This is a genomic window from Nocardioides marmorisolisilvae (assembly GCF_031656915.1).
Classification (GTDB): domain Bacteria; phylum Actinomycetota; class Actinomycetes; order Propionibacteriales; family Nocardioidaceae; genus Marmoricola; species Marmoricola terrisoli.
Window position 1 is genome coordinate 563,135 of sequence record NZ_CP134227.1, and the last position, 20,283, is coordinate 583,417.

16 protein-coding genes and 1 tRNA gene are annotated in these 20,283 nt (G+C 69.1%); 6 read left to right on the forward strand and 11 right to left on the reverse strand.

Annotated features, from left to right (window positions below; all coding sequences use genetic code 11):
* Nucleotides 1-12 precede the first annotated feature (12 nt).
* A complete protein-coding gene (locus Q9R13_RS02725; protein ID WP_310963520.1) occupies nucleotides 13-912 on the reverse strand; it encodes an aldo/keto reductase in 900 nt (299 codons plus the stop codon).
* Nucleotides 913-1,688: 776 nt separating this feature from the next.
* Between Q9R13_RS02725 and istA the strand changes: the two genes are divergently transcribed.
* Entirely contained in the window at nucleotides 1,689-2,918 is a 1,230-nt protein-coding gene (istA, locus tag Q9R13_RS02730; RefSeq protein ID WP_310962791.1) for an IS21 family transposase, read from the forward strand.
* On the forward strand, nucleotides 2,918-3,733 hold the full coding sequence (gene istB / locus Q9R13_RS02735) for an IS21-like element helper ATPase IstB (RefSeq protein WP_310961737.1): 816 nt from the start codon (nucleotides 2,918-2,920) through the stop codon (nucleotides 3,731-3,733). The genes istA and istB overlap by 1 nt, the downstream gene beginning before the upstream one ends.
* Before the next feature lie 101 nt (nucleotides 3,734-3,834).
* On the opposite strand, the gene Q9R13_RS02740 is transcribed toward istB, so the two are convergent.
* From Q9R13_RS02740 to Q9R13_RS02765, 6 genes are all read right to left on the reverse strand, one after another.
* Complete coding sequence (locus Q9R13_RS02740; protein ID WP_310963521.1) at nucleotides 3,835-4,470, reverse strand: hypothetical protein; 636 nt, start codon at nucleotides 4,468-4,470, stop codon at nucleotides 3,835-3,837.
* 417 nt (nucleotides 4,471-4,887) lie between these two features.
* A tRNA-Leu gene (locus Q9R13_RS02745) sits at nucleotides 4,888-4,972 on the reverse strand.
* Nucleotides 4,973-5,026: 54 nt separating this feature from the next.
* Nucleotides 5,027-5,569: a nucleosidase gene (locus Q9R13_RS02750; protein ID WP_310963522.1), complete on the reverse strand. Its 543-nt coding sequence runs from the start codon at nucleotides 5,567-5,569 to the stop codon at nucleotides 5,027-5,029.
* A 36-nt stretch (nucleotides 5,570-5,605) separates the two neighbouring features.
* On the reverse strand, nucleotides 5,606-7,042 hold the full coding sequence (locus Q9R13_RS02755) for a GuaB1 family IMP dehydrogenase-related protein (protein WP_310963523.1): 1,437 nt from the start codon (nucleotides 7,040-7,042) through the stop codon (nucleotides 5,606-5,608).
* Between the two features lie 82 nt (nucleotides 7,043-7,124).
* Nucleotides 7,125-8,351, reverse strand: a complete 1,227-nt coding sequence (locus tag Q9R13_RS02760) for an acyl-CoA dehydrogenase family protein (RefSeq protein WP_310963524.1) — start codon at nucleotides 8,349-8,351, stop codon at nucleotides 7,125-7,127.
* A 64-nt stretch (nucleotides 8,352-8,415) separates the two neighbouring features.
* Nucleotides 8,416-9,792, reverse strand: a complete 1,377-nt coding sequence (locus Q9R13_RS02765) for an acyl-CoA dehydrogenase family protein (protein ID WP_310963525.1) — start codon at nucleotides 9,790-9,792, stop codon at nucleotides 8,416-8,418.
* Nucleotides 9,793-9,892: 100 nt separating this feature from the next.
* Between Q9R13_RS02765 and def the strand changes: the two genes are divergently transcribed.
* Nucleotides 9,893-10,462 carry a peptide deformylase gene (gene def, locus Q9R13_RS02770; RefSeq protein ID WP_310963527.1) on the forward strand — a complete coding sequence of 190 codons (570 nt, stop codon included), beginning with the start codon at nucleotides 9,893-9,895 and terminating at the stop codon, nucleotides 10,460-10,462.
* Here the strand turns inward: def and Q9R13_RS02775 are convergent.
* Both Q9R13_RS02775 and Q9R13_RS02780 read right to left on the reverse strand, forming a co-directional pair.
* Nucleotides 10,426-13,614, reverse strand: a complete 3,189-nt coding sequence (locus Q9R13_RS02775; protein ID WP_310963528.1) for an FAD-binding and (Fe-S)-binding domain-containing protein — start codon at nucleotides 13,612-13,614, stop codon at nucleotides 10,426-10,428. The genes def and Q9R13_RS02775 overlap by 37 nt on opposite strands.
* A complete protein-coding gene (locus Q9R13_RS02780) occupies nucleotides 13,614-15,422 on the reverse strand; it encodes a thiamine pyrophosphate-requiring protein (RefSeq protein ID WP_310963529.1) in 1,809 nt (602 codons plus the stop codon). The genes Q9R13_RS02775 and Q9R13_RS02780 overlap by 1 nt, the downstream gene beginning before the upstream one ends.
* A 116-nt stretch (nucleotides 15,423-15,538) precedes the next feature.
* Between Q9R13_RS02780 and Q9R13_RS02785 the strand changes: the two genes are divergently transcribed.
* Nucleotides 15,539-16,657, forward strand: coding sequence for an enolase C-terminal domain-like protein (locus tag Q9R13_RS02785; RefSeq protein ID WP_310963530.1), 1,119 nt, complete (start codon nucleotides 15,539-15,541; stop codon nucleotides 16,655-16,657).
* Here the strand turns inward: Q9R13_RS02785 and Q9R13_RS02790 are convergent.
* Nucleotides 16,636-17,439 carry a TrmH family RNA methyltransferase gene (locus Q9R13_RS02790; protein ID WP_310963531.1) on the reverse strand — a complete coding sequence of 268 codons (804 nt, stop codon included), beginning with the start codon at nucleotides 17,437-17,439 and terminating at the stop codon, nucleotides 16,636-16,638. The genes Q9R13_RS02785 and Q9R13_RS02790 overlap by 22 nt on opposite strands.
* Complete coding sequence (gene cobA / locus Q9R13_RS02795) at nucleotides 17,432-18,694, reverse strand: uroporphyrinogen-III C-methyltransferase (RefSeq protein ID WP_310963532.1); 1,263 nt, start codon at nucleotides 18,692-18,694, stop codon at nucleotides 17,432-17,434. The genes Q9R13_RS02790 and cobA overlap by 8 nt, the downstream gene beginning before the upstream one ends.
* A 70-nt stretch (nucleotides 18,695-18,764) precedes the next feature.
* On the opposite strand from cobA, the gene Q9R13_RS02800 reads away from it, so the two are divergent.
* Complete coding sequence (locus Q9R13_RS02800) at nucleotides 18,765-19,292, forward strand: YbhB/YbcL family Raf kinase inhibitor-like protein (protein ID WP_310963534.1); 528 nt, start codon at nucleotides 18,765-18,767, stop codon at nucleotides 19,290-19,292.
* The gene (locus Q9R13_RS02805; RefSeq protein ID WP_310963535.1) at nucleotides 19,282-20,250 is read left to right on the forward strand and encodes an alpha/beta hydrolase; all 969 of its coding nucleotides are present in this window, start codon (nucleotides 19,282-19,284) and stop codon (nucleotides 20,248-20,250) included. Before Q9R13_RS02800 ends, Q9R13_RS02805 begins: the two co-directional genes overlap by 11 nt.
* The last annotated feature ends 33 nt before the right edge of the window (nucleotides 20,251-20,283 follow it).

Genomic DNA, 20,283 nt, shown 5'->3' on the forward strand with positions numbered 1-20,283 from the left:
TCGGTCAGTCAGTCAGTGGCCGACGTGCACGGGCTCGACCTTGTCGAGCGCGGTCAGGTCGTCGTCGTCCAGGGTGATGTCCAGGACGGCCATGTTCTGCTCGAGGTGGGCGATCGAGCTGGTGCCGGGGATCAGCAGGAGCTGGTCGTACTGCGCGAGCAGCCAGGCCAGCGCGATCTGGCTGGGGGACGCGCCGTGCCTCGTCGCGACCGCGCTGACATGTGGATCGGCGGCCAGCGCGTTGGGCCCGCCGCCTCCGAAGGCGGAGCCGAGCGGGAAGTACGGCACGTAGGGCACGCCGTGCTCGCGGCAGAGGTCGAGCACGGCCGAGTCCGAGCGGTCGAGGATGCTGAACGAGTTCTGCACCTCCCCGATGCCTACGGACTCGATCGCGGTCCGCACCGTTGCTGCGGTGACGCTGGAGACGCCGATCATGCCGATCTTGCCCTCGTCGCGGAGCTCGGCGAGTGCGCCCAGCTGGTCGGCAAGCGGCGGGGATGGACGCTCGGGATCGTCGACCTCGAAGCGGCGAAGGTTCACCAGGTCGATCCGCTCGACGCACAGTGAACGGAGGTTCTGCTCGACCTGGGACTTCAGCTGGGCGGGCTCCGCGCCCGGCAACCAGCCGCCCTGCGCGTCGCGGGTGGCGCCCACCTTGGTCACCAGCCGCAGGTCCTCCGGGTAGGGGTGCAGTGCTTCACGGATCAGCTCGTTGACGACGTCGGGGCCGTAGAACTGGGCGGTGTCGATGTGGTCGACACCGAGCTCGACCGCCCGACGCAACACCGACCGCGCGCCCTCGGGATCAGCGGGTGGCCCGAAGACCCCGGGACCGGCGAGCTGCATCGCGCCGAAGCCGATGCGGCGGACGGGCTTGCCCGCGAGGAAGGACATCTGGGTGGAATCACTCATGCCTCTACTGTGCGTCGGGCGCGATCACGGCACCAGTGGACGCCTTGTCATGGGAGTCGGAGTACCACCCTGCGAGGAGCGCCCCGCGAGGGCGACACGTGGCTTGTCCCGGTCATCGCCTGAGGGCTGCCACGTCGGGTGCGGTGATCGTGCCCAGCTGGATGCGGGCGCCGTACTCGTCGTGGACGCCCCAGATCTCGGCGAGTCGATCGCCCTCGGTCCGGTAGATGTGCGTTCATCTGGAGGTCGGCGCTCAAGCGCGCCGGTGTCGCTGCGTGGCGGGACTGCGGGCTCCTCGACCACCGGCCGCACGAAGCCCATCCCCTTCACCCATCCTTCGGCCAGCGCTGGCCGGCGGCGTCGACCATCTGCTTGAAGCCTTCGGCTCGGGCGAGATCCTGGGTGTCGCTGCGGCGCTGAACGTCTCGATCTGAAACGGCGCACCCCGGCGTGCCCCCCTGGTGCTCCCATGAGCAGAAAAGCGCTGTGGCCCCTGCTGCGTTTCAGGTCAGGGACCACATCGCGTTGGTGTCCGAGGGGGACTTGAACCAGAAGAATCCACGCTCAGAATCGCCACATCCGGGGTTCTGAGCGTGAAATCGTGCCCGCTGGATCCCGTTCGCCACCGTTGAAACGCGTGATGTGCCCCCACAGGGGTGCACCGACGATCGACTTGTTCGACGAGTCTATGTCTTGGATCCTTGGCCTAAGCTGTCGGCGGCGCTCGAAAATTGAACAGTTTCGGCGGTGAAAAGTGAACACTCAACGATTGGAGTGTGATCACTTTGGAGGACTGGGCGCTGATCAGGAGGCTGGCTGCTGAGGGGGTGCCGAAGGCACGGATCGCGGCACGGTTGGGGATCTCGCGGACCACGGTCATCAAGGCGGTGAACTCTGAGGCGCCGCCCCGCTATGAGCGGACGCCGAAGGCGTCGTCGTTCGCGGTGTTCGAGCCGCGGGTGCGGGAGTTGCTCGAGGTGACGCCGGATATGCCTGCCACGGTGTTGGCCGAGCGGGTCGGCTGGACGGGATCGATCCGCTGGTTCTCCGAGAACGTGAAGCGGCTGCGTCCCGAGCATCGGCCGGTGGATCCGGCGGATCGGCTCGTCTGGGCGCCGGGTGATGCGGCGCAGTGTGATCTGTGGTTCCCGCCGAGGCGGATCCCGCTGGAGGACGGCACCACCAAGCTGTTGCCGGTGCTGGTGATCACCGCCGCGCACTCGAGGTTCATCACCGCGAAGATGATCCCTACCCGCAAGACTGAGGACCTGCTGCTGGGTTCGTGGGAGTTGATCCAGCAACTGGGACGGGTGCCACGACGCCTGATCTGGGACAACGAGCCTGGCATCGGCCGCGGACACCGCCGCGCCGAAGGCGTCGAGCAGTTCATGGGCACCTTGGCCACCAAGCTGGTCTTGCTGCCGCCCAGGGATCCGGAATCCAAGGGATTGGTGGAACGCCGCAATGGCTGGTTCGAGACCTCCTTCATGCCCGGACGCACCTTCGGCTCCCCGGTCGACTTCAACGACCAGTTCGGCGACTGGCTGCTGAAGGCGAACGCGCGGACGGTGCGCACCATCAAGGCATCCCCGGTTGATCTGGTCGAGGCCGACCGGGCCGCGATGCTGCCGCTGCCACCAATCCCGTTGCATCTGGGTTGGCGCAACCGGATCCGACTGGGCCGCGACTACTACGTGCGTCTGGACACCAACGACTACTCCGTGGACCCGACCCTGATCGGCCGCCTCGTCGACGTGTCCGCCGACCTGGAGCACGTCCGGGTCCACGCCGAGGGACGGCTGGTCACCGAGCACACCCGAATCTGGGCCAGGGGCGCTACCGTCACCGACCCCGCCCATGTCGAGACCGCTGCCTGGCTGCGCAAACGGTTCCAGCAACCACGCCCAGTCAGTGCAGCGACAACTGGCGATGACCTTCTGCGCGATCTGAGTGACTACGACCGCGCCTTCGGTCTGCTCGGCAACGACGAGGGAGCGATGAGCTGATGGCCACCGCGAAGAACACCAAGGCTGCCGCGAGCACCGAAGCACTCAAGCAGATCACCTACCTGGCTTCGGCGTTAAAGGCACCCAGGATCACCGAAGCAGCAGGACGGCTTGCCGACCAAGCCCGTGACGCCGGCTGGACCCATGAGGACTACCTCGCCGCCGTCCTGGAACGCGAAGTCGCAGCCAGGAACGCTTCCGGAGCCCACCTGCGGATCCGGGCTGCCGGGTTCGGGACCGTCAAGACCATCGAGGACTTCGACTTCGACGCCCAACCCGGCATCCGGCAACAGATCGCAGCACTGGCCTCAGGCGGCTTTCTGGCCGAGGCCCGCAACGTTGTTCTGCTGGGACCGCCCGGCACCGGGAAGACCCACCTGGCCACCGCCCTGGGCGTCACCGCCGCCCAGACCGGGCATCGGGTCCTGTTCGCGACCGCCACCGACTGGGTCACCCGACTCACCGAGGCCCACCGGCAGGGACGACTGCCCCAAGAGCTCGCCCGGCTACGCCGTTACGGGCTGATTGTGGTCGACGAGGTCGGCTACCTGCCCTTCGAACAAGACGCCGCGAACCTCTTCTTCCAGCTGGTCTCATCCCGCTACGAACACGCCTCGCTCGTGCTCACCTCGAATCTGCCGTTCTCCAGCTGGGGTGGCGTGTTCGGAGACCAAGCCGTCGCCGCGGCCATGATCGACCGCATCGTCCACCACGCCGACGTCCTCACATTGAAGGGCGCCAGCTACAGGCTCCGCGGACGCGGCATCGACAGCCTCCCCAGCATCCGCACCACCACAGCAGAAGACGAGTCCTAGACTCACCCAAACCGTTCACTTTTCAGGCGCCGGAATCGACCAGTTTTGGAGCGCCGCCGACATAAGCCATCAGCGACGCCCCTCGGCCGCCACGGTCGTCCCTAGCAACCATCCAAATCCGCAATGCCTGATGCGACCGCGTTGCCGAAGATGTCGATCCCAAATGCGCGCAGTCCATATCCCTTGGCGTCGCAATACAACCCGCCGTCGCTAACCGACACACGCCCGTCTGAATCCACGACATATTCATTCAATAGACGGTCGCACACGCCATCGTTCTGGGGGCATATGTCCACCTTGACCGTCGTACCCGGCTTCAGATTCGTGCCGGTGACCTGCCAAGTGAATTGTTCGGGCGCATCGGGATTCAGGAATGCCAGGGTCAGCCTCAAGTGAGCCGTATGGATGGCGGCCAGCGCGTCGAGCTTTGCCTGGACGGCGCCAAGGCTTTTGCTTTGGTTCTGAAGTGCCAGCTCATCGGATGCGATCGCGTCCTCGGCGTTGTTTAACCTGTCCGACAACGCTCGGGCGTCGTCTCCAGAGGCCACCTCGATGGCGGTTTGCGACTTTGCGCATTGGCCGTCGCTGTCTGGTGCGTTCACATGCGCGCCCGGTTTCCCGACACACAGGGTGATCGGGTGGATGGTCACTTCGGTGGTGGCAAGGGCCGCGCCGGTGACTGCCGAGCCGAGGACGATCACACCGACGGTCAGGCTCAGCTTCCATGAGCGCTTCATGGGTTCCCCCGCTTCGTGAGGCCAGGCCTGCCGTGGCCACTGTGGCCCACAGTGGCACAGGTCCCGGGCCGCCGCAGGCGATTCGCAGGATTCGCCTTCGGATCGGTTGCTGGCCGTCCCGGAAGTTGCCGAGCGGTAACGCTGCCCTAGTTAAGGACATAGGCAAGTCGGCAAGGCCCGATGCTCGATGCTCGGCGGTGTCGCGCACAGGAGACGGCATCGGACCCAGGGCGTATCCATCACCTAGACCTCTGCACGTCGGATTCACGCGGGTCCCCCGCCTGGTCCCCTGGGATAAAACCCCCGGTGTGCACCCTGGGGAGCACACCGTGTCGGCGGGCCGCAGATCTTCCCTGAAAATGGTCTGAGAAAAACAAGAACCCTGGCTGGGCCAAGGGTTCTTGTCTCGTAGTTCAGTGTCCGAGGGGGGACTTGAACCCCCACCCCCTATACGGGGACTAGCACCTCAAGCTAGCGCGTCTGCCTATTCCGCCACCCGGACGAGCGGGCCAACCCTAGCAAAGCACCAGGCCCGGCAACGAATCGGCGCGGTAGGTCAGTCGGTCACGTTCGCCACGAGCCAGTCGCCGAGCACCCGAGCGCTCCGGTCGACCACGTCCGGCCAGCCCATCGCCTCGTGGTCGGCGTTGTCGGACACGTGCTTGACCAGACGTACCGGGATGTTGAACGCGCGACATGTCCAGGCCACGGCGTATCCCTCCATGTCGACCAGATCGGCCACCTGGGCAAGCCGCTCACGGACCCTGACGTCGGTGACGAAGGTGTCCCCCGACGCGAGCACGGTGTCGCGCCCCAGCGGGAGGTCGATCCACTCGACCGGGTCGTAGCCGAGGACCCGCAGCGCATCGGCGGAGATCTCGTGATTGAACACCGACCCGGGTAGATGCAACCCGCTGACGCCGGGACGCAGCGCGCCGGCCGTCCCGACGTTCACGACCTCTGTCACGCCGCCCTCAGTCAGCACGCCCGCGAGACGCGCCGCGGTCGCGGTCTTGCCGACACCGCTGATCAGCACCGGCAGTCCGTCGGGGATGTAGGCCGCTTCCTCAGGCGTCGCAGCAACGATCAGCGTGGTCACGACGTAGAGGGTAGGCCGCGGCGATGGCTCGTCCGCTCACCAGCCCCCGGGAAGGGGCCGACCCTCGTTGTAGCCGGCCGCCGACTGGATCCCCACGACCGCACGGTCCGCGAACTCGGTCAGATCGCGGGCTCCGGCGTACGTGCAGGCGGAGCGGACGCCGGAGCAGATCTCGTCGACGAGGTCCTCGATGCCGGGGCGCTCCGGGTCGAGAAACATCCGCGAGGAGGAGATGCCCTCCTCGTAGAGGCCCTTGCGGGCCCGCTCGAACGTGGAGTCGGCCGAGGTGCGCTGCGCCACCGCCCGTGCCGAGGCCATCCCGAAACTCTCCTTGTAGGCACGACCGTCGGCGTTGCGCTGCAGGTCGCCTGGCGACTCGTGGGTGCCGGCGAACCAGGAGCCGACCATCACCGCGCTCGCGCCGGCGGCGAGCGCCAGGGCGACGTCGCGGGGGTGCCGCACTCCCCCGTCCGCCCAGACGTGCTTACCGTGCTCACGGGCGGCCTGCGCACACTCGAGCACGGCGCTGAACTGCGGTCGGCCGACTCCGGTCATCATCCGGGTCGTGCACATCGCACCCGGCCCGACGCCCACCTTGACGATGTCGGCTCCGGCCTCGACGAGGTCGTGCACGCCGTCGGCCGAGACCACGTTGCCGGCCACCACGGGCACCGCGGGATCGTGCGCACGTACGGCGGCCAGCGCCTCGAGCATCCGTTCCTGGTGCCCGTGCGCGGTGTCCACCACCAGGGTGTCCACGCCGAGGTCGAGCAGCCGACGCGCCTTGCCACCCACGTCGCCGTTGACGCCCAGCGCCGCAGCCACCCGCAGCCTGCCGGTCGCGTCGACGGCCGGTCGGTAGATCGTCGAGCGCAGTGCACCGACCCGGGTCAGCAGGCCGACCAGGGCCCCGCCGGCGTCGACGACCGGAGCCAGCCGGTGCCGCGACGCCGCCAGGACGTCGAAGGCACCGCGCGCGTCGATGTCCGCGGTGAGGGTGACCATCTCGCTGGTCATCACGTGCCCGACCTGGGTGAACCGGTCGACGCCCAGGCAGTCGGCCTCGGTGATGATGCCGACCGGCCGGCCTGCGTCGACCACCACGGCGGCACGGTGCGCCCGCTTCGGGAGCAGCGCCAGCGCGTCGCTGACCGTCTGCTGCGGGGACAGCGTGATCGGGGTCTCGAAGAGCGGGTGCCGCTCCTTGACCCAGCCGACGACCTCCGCCACCACGTCGAGCGGGATGTCCTGCGGCAGCACCGCCATCCCGCCGCGTCGGGCGATCGTCTCGGCCATCCGGCGCCCCGAGACCGCGGTCATGTTCGCCACCACGAGGGGCATGGTCAGCCCGGTGGCGTCCGTCACCTCGAGGTCGACGTCGTACCTCGAGGTGACGGCTGACTGCCGCGGGACCATGAAGACGTCGTCGTAGGTCAGGTCGTACGGCGGCCGAGCGTCGTTGAGGAACTGCACACCGCGAGCGTACGTGACCTCGGGGCGGCGCTCATTTGCGCCGCCTCGAGGTCGTTTGGCTGCAAATTAGCGCCGCCTCGGCCTATTTGAGCTCGCTGGAGGACAGGCCCAGGATGCGTCGGGCGACGATGAGCTGCTGGATCTGCTGAGTGCCCTCGAAGATGTCGAGGATCTTCGAGTCCCGCGCCCACTTCTCGAGCAGCTCTGCCTCGCTGTAGCCCAGGGTGCCGCACAGCTCGACACAGCTCAGCGTGACATCGGAGCCGACCCGGCCCGCCTTCGCCTTGGCCATCGAGGCCTCCAGCGAGTTCGGCTTGCGGTTGTCGGCCATCCAGGCGGCCTGCAGGGTGAGCAGCAGGCCCGCCTCCCAGTCCGCCTCGAGCTGGATGAACTTGGCCGCGGCGGCGTGCTGGGTCTGAGCCGGCCTGTCGTAGTCGATCGTGACGCCGGCCTGCTCGAGCAGCTCGCGGGTGAGGTCCAGCGATGCACGGGCGCAGCCGACTGCCATCGAGGCGACCAGCGGACGGGTGTTGTCGAAGGTCGCCATCGCCCCGGCGAACCCTTGCTTGACGTCCACCTCGGGCGAGCCGAGGAGGTTCGCGGCCGGCACCCGGCAGTCGGTGAAGGTGATCACCGCCGTGTCGGAGGCGCGGATGCCGAGCTTGTGCTCGAGCCGCTCGACCTTCATCCCCGGGGTGCCCTTGGTGACCACGAAAGACTTGATCGCCGCCCGACCGGCCGCCTTGTCCAGCGTGGCCCAGACGACCACGCTGTCGGCGCGCTCGCCGGAGGTGACGAAGATCTTCTCGCCGTTGAGGACGTACTCGTCGCCGTCCTTGGTGGCGGTGGTGCTGATCGCCGCGGAGTCCGAGCCGAACGACGGCTCCGTGATGGCCATCGCGGCCCACGTCCCCTTGAACCGCTCGAGCTGCTCGTCGTCGGCGACCGAGGCGATCGCCGAGTTGCCCAGGCCCTGCCGAGGCATGGAGAGCAGCAGGCCGGTGTCTCCCCAGCACATCTCCGCGACGGATAGCACCGAGGCCAGGTTGGCGCCGTTCTTGACCGACGGCGCATCCTTCGAGGCGGCATCGTCCCCGTTGTCGCGGCGTACGCCGGTCGCGCCGGCGCCCTCAGATGCTCCGGAGTCGGACAGCCCGTCGATCATCGCCGCGAGCATGTCGAGCTCCTTGGGATACTCGTGCTCGGCGAGGTCGTACTTCCGGGAGATCGGCCGCAGCATGTTCATCGCGACCTGATGGGCCTGGTCGATGAGCGCGCGGTGCTTCTTGGGGGTCTCGAGATTGATCATGCCGTGGTTCCTGCCGTCTTCGGTCGGGATTCGTGGTTGTTGGTGCCTACGCGGGTTCCTCGCCTCACACCAGCACCGCACCTTCCGCGAGACCGATCGCACGCAGGTCGCGGTACCACCGCTCGACCGGGTGCTCCTTGACGAATCCGTGACCACCGAGAAGCTGGACACCGTCGAGACCGATCTGCATGCCCTTGGCCGCGCACAGGTTGCGGGCCAGGCCGACCTCTCGGCTGAAGTCCTTGCCCTGGGCGGCGCGCGCGGCCGCCTTGTAGGTCAGCAGCCGCATCGACTGCAGCTCGATCGCGATGTTGGCGACCATGAACGCCACCGACTGGCGATGGCTGATCGGCTCGCCGAACGCCTCACGCTCGTTGACGTACGGCGTCACGTAGTCGAGCACCGCCTGCGCCGTACCGACCGCGAGCGCGCACCACGCAAGGCGGGACAGCCGCACGCACTCGGCGTACGTCGTCCCGTCGGCGTCACCCAGGAGCGCATCGGCCGCCACCTGGACGTCCTTGAGATGAAGTGTGGTGAGCCCGGCGGCCCGGACACCCATCGACGGGTCGGCCTCGACGGTGAGACCACTGGTCGAGGACTCCACCAGGAAGAGGGCGGGCTTGCCGTCCACCGAGGCGCCCACCACGAACAGCTCCGCGTCGGCACCCCGCGGCACCATGGACTTCACGCCGTTGAGCACGTAGCCGTCGGCATTGCGGGTGGCCGTGGTCGCCGGGGAGAGGGCATCGAACAGCACGGCCGGCTCGCTCAGTGCAAGCGCGGCGGCGGCGACGTCGTCGCCGGTGAACGCCGGGAGGTAGGTCTGCTGCTGGGCATCGGTGCCCCACAGCGAGATCGCGGTGGCGACGGCCCCGGGCGCCAGAGTGGCCACGGCCAGGCCGAGGTCGCCCTTGGCGAGGGCCTCGGCGACCAGGGTGCCGGCCATCGCCGAGCGTTCCTCGGAGATGCCACCGAGCTTCTCGGGCACGCCCAGGATCGGCAGCCCGATCTCCAGGCTCGCCTTGAGCAGCTCCTCGGGAGCCGCACAGGCGGCGTCGGCGTCCGAGGCGGCGGGCCGGACCATCTCGGAGGCGAACTCGGAGACCACGTCGACGAGCATCTGCTCGTCCTCGGTGGGGGTCAGGTCGAAGACGCCCTTGCCGCTGGCGGCAGGGACGCGGACGCCGGCCTCGGACCTCTTCCCCTGGCGGGCGAAGGTCCGGTTCGCGGCGCCGATCGCGCGGAACCCGTTGCGGGTCGTGGTGAACACGACCTGCTCGGCGGACTTGCGGAGCTTCAGCCGGTCGATGAGCTCGCTCTGGGCGAGGGTGTTGAGGGCGGCCACTGCGTAGCCGATCGGGTCGCGGCTCTCTCGGGAGGACAAGCCATGCTTGCCGCCTGGCGAGAGGGCGTCCTTCGCGTTCTTGATCACGGACATGCGATAACTGTAACTGTGAGTTACACGTAGCGCCACAGAGCACCGCCGTGTCCCGCACCACAGCCACGGCGGCGCCGCTGCGCCTCGTAGGATCCCTCCCATGCCCGCGCTACCGCCGGACGGCGAGATCCGTCCGATCACCCGCTGGGGCGAGGACGTCATGCACCGTCGCGCCCGGTCCGTGACGGAGTACGACGACGACCTCAAGGCCCTGGTCGCGGACATGGCCGCGACGATGTACGCCGCCGACGGCGTCGGCCTGGCCGCATGCCAGATCGGTGTCGACCTCGCCGTCTTCGTCTTCGACTGTCCGGACGCGGATAGCCAGCGACACCAGGGCGTGGTGTGCAACCCGGTCCTGGAGATCCCCGAGGGCAGGGACCGCCGTCTCGATGATGACGACGAGGGGTGCCTGTCCTTCCCGGGCGCGTTCGTGCCGTGCGCCCGTCCGGACCGGGCTCGGGTCACCGGACAGGACCTCGACGGCCACGATGTCGTGTTCGAGGGCACCGGTCTGCTGGCCCGGTGCCTGCAACACGAGACCGACCACACCGCCGGCACCGTCTTCGGCGACCGGCTCAGCACCCGGGCACGGAAGAAGCTGCGCAAGCAGATGGAGGCCGCGGCCGAGGACTATCCGTTGGACTGGCCCACCACTCGGACCGACTGACTCCCCGAGCCCGCGGCGAGCACCCCGGCACCGACCGCGCCGAGCGTGGCCGCCAGCCCGGCGTACCCCAGCGCGCGCAGTGCCCGCCGTCCCGGTCCTGCCGAGGGTCGTTTGAGGTAGTAGCCACGCTCCGGCCTCGCCCCCGCGGGCCCGTTGCGGCCGTGGTCGCGGGCCATCGCCATCACCTGGGCCAGGTGCAGGGCGCGGCGCCTGGTGCGGTCCTCGATCTGGGTCTTGCAGGAGAACCCGTCGGCGACGACGAGCGTGTCGTCGTCGGCCTCGCGCACCGCGGGCAGAAGTGCCTGCTCCCCGCAGTCGACCGAGATCTCGTACTTCCCCCGCTCGAAGCCCCATGCGCCTGCGAGCCCACAGCAGCCGCCCTCGACGGACTCGCTGCTCACCCCCATCCGCTCCAGCACCGACGCATCGGGGTCCACGCCGCCCGTCGCACGCTGGTGGCAGTGGCCCCACAGGATCGCCTCGCGCTCCAGCGCCGGCACCTCGACGTCGAAGGTCTCGAAGAACTCACCGAAGTGGTAGCAGTTCTTCGTCAGCCGGATCGCATCGTCGTCGTGCGGCAGCATCCTGGTCAGCTCGTCCTTGAAGACCGCCAGGCAGCTGGGCTCCATGCCCACCACGGGCGTGCCCGCGCGGATCTCCTCACGCAGCACCTCCAGCACCCGATGCAGGTAGCGCTCGGCCTGGTCGAGGAACCCGTAGTCGTAGAGAGGCCGACCGCAGCACAGGTGCCCCGACGGCATCACCACCTGCCAGCCGGCCGCTTCGAGCGCCTCCACGCAGGCCACGCCCACGTCGGTGTGCAGGTGGTTGTTGAAGGTGTCGGGGAACAGCACCACCCGCCGGCCGTTGGGGTTCCGGGTCCCCCCACGCCGCGCGAACCACTGCTGCAGCGTGACCGGCGCGAAGGTCGGCAGCTCCCGGTGTCGGTCGATGCCGCCGGCGAGCCGCGCAACGGCGCGCAGGCCCGGCGTCTGGGTGACCAGATTGACCAGGCCCGGCATCAGTGACGCCAGCCTGGAGGCCTGGTCGATGAACCCGAAGGCGTAGGCGTAACGCGGGCGTCTGCGCTTCCATGAGTCGTAGTGGTGGTACCGGAACTCCGCCTTGTAGGACGGCATGTCCACGTTGACCGGACAGTCGCTCGTGCAGCCCTTGCAGGCCAGACACAGGTCCAGCGCGTCGGCGACCTCCTCGGACTGCCAGCCGTCGGTGATCACCTCGCCCTTGAGCATCTCGAACAGCAACCTCGCCCGGCCGCGGGTGGAGTGCTTCTCCTCGTGGGTGACCTGGAAGCTCGGGCACATCGTGGTCTGTGCCTCCGGCACGCGACACTTGCCCACGCCCACACAGCGCAGCGCGGCGTGCGCGAAGTCGCCGCCGTCCTCGGCCCAGTGCATCTTCGTCGTCGGCCGCGGGGGGTTGTAGTCGACACCCAGCCGCAGGTTCTCGTCGAACCGGTAGGGGTCGACGACCTTGCCCGGGTTCATCTTCCAGTCCGGGTCCCAGATCTGCTTGAACTCGCGCATCGCCTGCACCAGGGTCGGGCCGAACTGGCGCTCCAGCAGCTCTGCGCGCTGCTGGCCGTCGCCGTGCTCACCTGAGAGCGTGCCGCCGTACGACGTCACCAGGTCGGCCGCGTCCTCCAGGAACGCCCGATAGGTGCTCAGTCCCCGCGGGCGGCGCAGGTCGAAGCTGATCCGGGAGTGAATGCAGCCCTCGCCGAAGTGGCCGTACATCGCGCCCTTGAGTCCGTGGCGCGAGTAGAGGTCCTGCAGGTCACTGAGGTAGGGGCCGAGCTTGTCCGGCGGCACCGCCGAGTCCTCCCAACCCGGCCAGTGGTCGATGTCGCCCGGTGGGAACGCGGTGCTGCCGAGCCCGCCCTCGCGAATCTCCCAGATCTTGTCGCTGCTGCCGCCTTCCTGGACGCTCTTGGTGACCTTGACGCGGTCGGCGTCGTAGCCCAGCACGTCGGTGAGGTGCTTGGCGAAGGCCTCCGCACGGGCGACGGACTCGGTCTGGCTGTCGTCGCCGAACTGCACCAGCAGCCACGCGTGCTCCGGACCCAGCTTGGGCAGCTCGTGCAGGCCCTGCGTGTGCATGTCCTGCTCGCTCTGGTCCTCGATCAGCTGCCAGTCGAGGCCCTCGAGGGCGATCGGCTTCCACTTCATGATCTCGCCGACGTGGGTGGTCGCATCGACGAGCGTCGGATACTCGACCGCCACGGTGGTGCGCTCCAGCAGCGCCGGAGTGAGCAGCAGGGTCGCGTTGAGCACCGTCGCGCAGGTGCCCTCGGTGCCGGTCAGCGCGCGGGCGACGTTGAAGCCGCGCTCGGGCAACAGCTCGTCGAGGTTGTAGCCGGACACGCGTCGGGGCAGCACGTCCACGGGCTGGAAGCCGGCGCGGATCTCGTCGGCGTACTTGTCCCTCAGGGCGCGCAGCGCCGCGTAGATCTCGCCCTTGCGGCCGCCCTCCGCGATGATGCGGTCGAGGTCCTTCTCCTCGTCGACCCCCACCCAGAACCTGCTGCCGTCGTAGGTCACCACCTCCAGGGCGTGCACGTTGTCCGACGTGCGTGGCCCGGGGCCGTAGGCCGCGGACTGAACCGAGTGCACCCCGCACGAGTTGTTGCCGACATTGCCGCCGATCGTGCAGCGCGAGTGTGACGACGGGTCGGGGCCGAAGACGAGGTTGTCCTCACCCGTGACCTTGTTCAGCTGCTCGTTGATCACACCGGGCTCGGCGGTGACCCGTTGGTTGCGGGTGTCGACCTCGCCGATGCCGGTGAGGTACTTGCTGAAGTCGATGACCACCGCGACGTTGACGGTCTCGCCGGACAGGCTGGTGCCCCCGCCCCGGCTGAGCAGCGGCGCCCCGTACTTGTGACAGGCGACCGTGGTGGCGACGACGTCGTCGAGCGTCTTGGGGATCACCACCCCGATCGGCACCTGCCGGAAGTTCGAGGCATCCGAGGCATACATCGCGCGGGTCGCGGAGTCGAAGCGCACCTCGCCCTTGACGTGGCGACGCAGGTGCTTCTCCAGACCCGCGACGTTGACGGTGTCGAGGGCCACCATCCCGGTCGAGAACCGGGGATCCGGATGCGCCGGAACTTCGATCGTCGAGGCGCCCATCAGTCGTTGCCGCCGGGAAGGGACTGCTTCACCGACTCGGTGAACTCGTGCATCTTCTGCTTGGCGCCCTTCGTCGCCATGCCGGGCATGTCAGAGTCACCCTTCTTGAGCGCCTTGGCCACCTTCTTGGCCTGCATCTTCTTGATGTGTGGCGGGATCGGTGGGACCTCCCGGTCGACCACGACCTCGAGCACCACCGGCTTGTCCGAGGCGAGCGCCTCGTCCCAGGCGTTGCCGATCTTCTTCGGGTCGTCGCATCGGATGCCGGTGAGGCCGAGCAGCCGTGCCCATTCCGCGTAGGGCGCATCCGGGATCGCCTGGGTCTCGGGGTTGCGCGGGTCGCCGGCCATCGCCCGCTGCTCCCAGGTGACCTGGTTGAGGTCCTGGTTGTTGAAGACGCAGAACACGAGCGGCGAGCCGGACAGGCGGTCGAGGTAGCGCTTGACGGTGATCATCTCGGCCAGCCCGTTCATCTGGAACACGCCGTCGCCCACCATCGCGATGACGGGCCGGTCCGGATAGGCGAGCTTGGCGCTGATGGCGTACGGCGTGCCGGGGCCCATCGTCGCCAGGTTGCCGGCCAGGGAGGCCTGCATTCCCGTGCGCAGCCGCAGGTGACGTGCCCACCAGTTCGCGGCCGTGCCGGCGTCGGTGGTGATGATCGCGTCGTCGGGGAGCCGCGCGGACAGCTCGTGGGCGACGAGCTCGGGGTTCATCGGGTCGGCCTTGTCGTGGGCCCGGTCGTCGAGCACGTCCCACCACTCACGCACCTCCGCCTCGATGTCCTCGCGCCAGGACCGGTCCTGCTTGCGCTTCAGCTTGGGGATCAGCGCCTTCAGGGTCTCCTTGGCGTCTCCGACCACGTGGGCGTCCATCGGGTAGCGGATCCCGATGTACTTGCCGTCTATGTCGATCTCCACGCCCTTGCACTGGCCCTCCTCGGGGAGCCACTCGGCGTAGGGGAAGCTGGTGCCGACCATGAACAGCGTGTCGGCGTTCATCATCATGTGGTGGCTCGCCGTCGAGTCGAGCAGACCGATCGGCCCGGTCACGTAGGGCAGGTCGTCGGGCAGCACCGCCCGTCCCAGGGATGCCTTCGCGACGCCTGCGCCGAGCAGCTCGGCGACTTCCACGAGCTCGTCGGCGGCCTTCGCGGCGCCCTGGCCGACCAGCATCGCCACCTTGTCGCCGGCGTTGAGGATCTCCGCCGCCTTGTCCAGCTCGGCGTCGTCGGGCAGCACCCGTGGCTGGGTCCATCCGACGCTGGTGTAGACGGCGCCGTGCTCGCGGGGCGGCGAGGGCACCGCCGGCGACTCGGCGACGTCGTCGGGCACGATGATGACCGCGACCGTGCGGTTGGTGAGCGCCACCTTGCACGCCCGGTCCACGAGTTGGCGCGCCTGGGCCGGCACCATGCACGTCTGCACGAAGTCGGCGCCCACGTCCTTGAACAGGGTGTTGGGGTCGATCTCCTGCTGGAAGGCCGCACCCATCGCGATCCGCTTCTGCTGGCCGACGATCGCGACCACTGGCTGGTGGTCGAGCTTTGCGTCATAGAGCCCGTTGAGCAGGTGGATCGCACCGCCTCCCGAGGTGGCGATGCAGCACCCGATCTCGCCGGTGAACTTCGCGTGCGCGGTCGCCATGAACGCGCCCATCTCCTCGTGCCGGGGCTGGATCAGCTCCGGATCGCCGTCCGCGCGGTCCAGCGCACCGAGGAACGCGTTGATGCCGTCGCCGGGATATCCGAAGATCCGGTGGATGCCCCACTCGCCGAGTCGCTGAAGGATGAAGTCGGCCGTTTGCATGCTGCGCCTTCCGATGTCGAGATGGAGGAGTGTGCGTTTGACGGGCGTACCCGAGGGCACCACCACAAAACGCGTCGTAACACGACGTATCCGTGCAGTCGGAGAAGGAGGTCCGGGTGAGCAGTCGCGTGGCGGACCAAGTGAGCATCGAGTCGCTCGAGGCGTCGGCGTACACGATCCCGACCGACGCCCCGGAGTCCGACGGCACCCTCGAGTGGGACTCGACCACCCTGGTCGTGGTCCGGGCACATGCCGGTGGCGAGACAGGTCTGGGCTACACCTATGCAGGCGCGGCTGCCGCCCAGGTCGTCGCGGGGAAGCTCGCCGACGTCGTGCAGGGGCAGGACGCGCTCACGCCGGTGGCGCGCTGGGCCGAGATGCAGCACCAGGTGCGCAACCTCGGCAAGCCCGGCCTGGTCGCGGAAGCGATCTCGGCGGTCGACGTGGCGCTGTGGGATCTGCACGCCCGACTGCTGGGTGTGTCGTTGCCGGTCGCACTCGGGGCGGTGCACGACGGTACGCCGGTCTACGGCAGCGGCGGCTTCACGTCGTACGACGACGACCAGCTGGCCGAGCAGCTCTCGAACTGGGCCACGGCCGGCATCCCGCGCGTGAAGATGAAGGTCGGTCGCGACCCGTCCCGCGACGAGCACCGGCTCGGGGTCGCCCGGGATGCGATCGGACCCGACGTCGAGCTGTTCGTCGACGCCAACGGTGCCTACAGTCGCAAACAGGCGCTCGTCTGGGCGGAGCGCTTCGCCGAGCACGACGTGCGCTGGCTCGAGGAGCCGGTGAGCTCCGACGACCTCCAGGGGCTGCGGCTGCTCCGCGACCGGGGCCCGGCCGGCATGGACGTCGCCGCCGGGGAGTACGGCTACCACCTGCCCTACTTCGAGGCGATGCTCGCCGCGGGCGCGGTCGACTGCCTCCAGGCCGACGTGACCCGCGCGCTCGGGGTCAGCGGGGTGCTGCGTGTCGCAGCACTGTGCGACGCCAGGTCGCTCGACCTCTCCTTGCACTGCGCGCCCCAGGTCAGCGCGCACGTCGGCACGGCGATCTGGCACCTGCGCCACCTGGAGTACTTCCATGACCACATCCGGATCGAGGGCCTGGCCTTCGACGGGGTGATCTCACCGGAGCCGGACGGCGTGCTCCGTCCGGACCGCTCGCGCCCGGGCCTCGGCCTGGAGCTGAAGGAGCAGGATCTCGAGCCCTATCGCGTCCGCGCGACGTAGCAGGCCACCGCCGTGGCCGCGGCGACGTTGAGCGAGTCGATCCCGGCCCCCATCGGGATGACCGCGCAGCGGTCGGCCGCGTCCGTCCAGCGTGGGGAGAGACCGTGACCCTCCGTCCCCACAACGAGCGCGAGTCGATCGACGCCGGCCAGCGCCTGCTCGACAGGCATGGCCCCCTCGGCCAGTGTGAGGGCGACGGTGGTGAAGCCCCGGCGGGACAGATCGGGAAGCGCGTCGTACCAGTCGCCGACGCGGGTCCAGGGAAGTGCGAAGACCGCTCCCATCGCCACCTTGACCGCCCGTCGGTAGAGCGGGTCCGCACACCGCGGCGCGAGCAGCACGGCGTCCACACCCAGAGCGGCCGCCGAGCGGAAGATCGCACCGACATTGGTGTGGTCCACCACGTCCTCGAGCACCACGACGGTGCGGGCGTGGGCCAGCACCTCGTCGACGGACGGCAGCGGCCGGCGATGCAGCGACGCCAGGGCGCCGCGGTGCACGTGGAACCCGGTGACCTGCTCGGCGAGCTCCTCGGAGACGACGTAGCAGGGGGCGTCGGAGCTGTCGAGGACGTCGACCAGTCCGTGTAGCCAACGACGCGCCATCAGGAAGGACCGTGCCGCGAAGCCCGCTTCGACGGCGCGCCGGACGACCTTCTCGCCCTCGGCGAGGAACAGCCCGTGCTCGGCCTCCAGGCTCTGCCGCAGCCGTACGTCGCGCAGGTCGCGATAGTCGGCCAGCCGGGGGTCTGCCGGGTCCGTGACCTCGACGAGCTCAGCCACCGACGGCGTACCGCTCCGGATGCGCAACCGCCACGACGTCGCCGATCACGATGATCGCGGGGGGCCGGACGGCATGGGCGACCAGGTCGGCCGCGAGCTCCCCCAGCGTGCTCAGCACCGTGCGCTCGGTGGGCATGCTGCCGTCGCACACGACGGCCACCGGCGTGCTCGCTGCCCGATCCCCTGCCAGCAACGCCTCGGCGATCTGCGGGGCGTTCTGCACAGCCATCATCAGCACGAGCGTGCCACGCGTCCGGGCCAGCGCGTCCCAGGCCACCAAGGAGCCGGGATCGCCCGGCGGCAGGTGGCCGGAGATCACCGTGAACTCGTGGGTGATGCCGCGATGCGTCACCGGGATACCGGCGATCGCGGGCACCGCGATGGGCGAACTGATCCCCGGGATGACCGTCACCGGGACGCCCGCCTCGCGGCAGGCGATCACCTCCTCGAAGCCCCGACCGAAGACGAAGTTGTCACCGCCCTTGAACCGGACCACCCGCTTGCCCTCCCGGGCCCGGTCGACGATCAGCCGGTTGATCTCGACCTGCTGTGCGGACCGACCCCGCGGCAACTTGGCCACGTCGATCAGCTCGACGTCCTCGGGCAGGTCGCCGAGCAGCTCGCGCGGGGCGAGCCGGTCCGCCACCACCACGTCGGCACCCATCAGCGCCCGCCGCCCGGCGACCGAGATCAGGTCGGGGTCGCCGGGGCCACCACCGACGAGGATCACCCCCGGCACCGCCTCGCCGGGTTGCAGCGTCGATCGAGTCGAGGGCGAGCTCAGCGCTCCCTCGCGCAGGCCGTGCAGCACCGCGTCCCGCAGCGCCGCCGTGCGTCGCGGGTCGATCCGCTCGCCTCCGTCACCGAGCACGGCGACGGTGACCTCGTCGTGCCGACCGACGGCCGGAGTCCACGCCGTGGCCGCTGCAGCGTCGTCGCTGCGCACGCAGAAGGTGTGCCGTGCCTCGGCGGCGTCGCCGACGGCAAGGTTCACTTCAGGTACGTCGGTCGCCGCGACGACGTACCACGCGGCGTCGAGGTCGGACTCCTCGAAGGCACGCTCCACCCAGGTCACCTCGCCCGCAAGGGCCAGGCCTTCGAGTGCCGGTCTCACGGACGGGGAGACGACATACACGTCGGCGCCGGCGGCGACCAGCGCGGGTACCCGGCGCTGTGCGACGTGGCCTCCGCCCACCACCACGACCTTGCGTCCGGCCAGCCGCAGACCCGAGGGGTACGTCGCGAAGTCAGTCACCCGCCCATCTTGGCCGACCCCGACCCATCGGCGGGTGACGGGAGTTCACCCCTCGGACTAGGTTGGCCCCATGACGCTCGATCGCCCGGTCCACCCGGACCCCTACACCCTGTTGCCGGCGGTGCCCTCGTTCACCGTGACCAGCGCCGACGTGACCGATGGACAGCCGCTGAAGGACGACCAGGTCGCCGACGCCGGGAACACGTCGCCGCAGCTGTCCTGGAGCGGCGCCCCCGAGGGCACCAAGAGCTTCACGGTCACCTGCTTCGACCCCGATGCGCCCACACCGAGCGGGTTCTGGCACTGGGCGCTCGTCGACCTGCCCGCCGATGTCACCTCGCTCGACTCCGGCGCCGGCGCGCAAGGAGCCGACCTGCCAGGCAATGCCTTCATGCTCCGCAACGACGGCGGCCAGCACGCGTTCATGGGCGCTGCTCCCCCGCCGGGCGACCAGGTCCACCGATACTTCTTCGTGGTGCACGCCGTGAACGAGGACACCCTCGGCATCGACGCGGACGCCTCGCCTGCGGTGATGTCGTTCAACCTGGCGTTCAAGACCGCCGGGCGCGCGATCATCCACGGCACCTATGCCCACTGAGCCGGCCTACCGGACCGACGTCCTCGGGGAGCCCTACCGGAGCACCACCTTCACCCTCGCCCCGGATGCGGACGGCGAGTTGACTGCCACCCTGGTGCGGCGACGAGCGGCCACCGCGACACGCAGGGCGGTGCTCTCCGTGCACGGGTTCTCGGACTACTTCTTCAACACCGCCGCCGCGGACCACTGGGTGAGCCTCGGCTACGACTTCTATGCTCTCGACCTGCGCCGCTACGGACGGTCCATGGGACCTCACCAGCGCAAGGGCTACGTCGCCGACCTGGCGGAGTACGACGAGGAGCTCGACCTCGCCTGGGAGGAGATCACCCGCGAGCACGACCACGTGGTGCTCAGCGCGCACTCCACCGGCGGGCTGACCGTGCCGCTGTGGGTGGACCGCCGACGCGAAGCGATGGCCGGAACCCTGAAGGGGATGGTGCTCAACGCGCCGTGGCTCGACCTCCAGGGCGGAGCCCTGCTCCGTCGAGTCGGTGCGCCGGCCATCGCGCTGCTCGGACGGCTCCAGCCGCTCTACGAGATCCCGCGCAAGGCCGACGGGTTCTACACTCGGGCGCTGCACCGCGACCACCAGGGCGAGTGGGAGTTCGACCTGGCGATGAAGCCGGTCGAGTCGTTCCCGATCCACGCCGGCTGGCTGCGCGCGGTCCTGCGCGGGCAGGCGCGGCTCGCGCGGGGACTTGACGTACCTGTTCCGGTACTGGTGCTGTGCTCGTCACGCAGCGGACACCCGACCTCCATCGACGACGCCTCTCTGCGCACCACCGACGTCGTGCTCGATGTCGAGCAGATCCGGCGCCGGGCCCCGCTGATCGGCCGCCACGTCACCGTGGCGATGATCGCGGGAGCCATCCACGAGGTGATGCTCTCCGCCGAGCCGGTGCGCAAGGTCGTCTTCGACGAGGTGGACCGGTTCTGCGCGGCGTACGTCGATCGGTGATCGCCCGATGCACCCGCCACGGCCGTTCGCGTA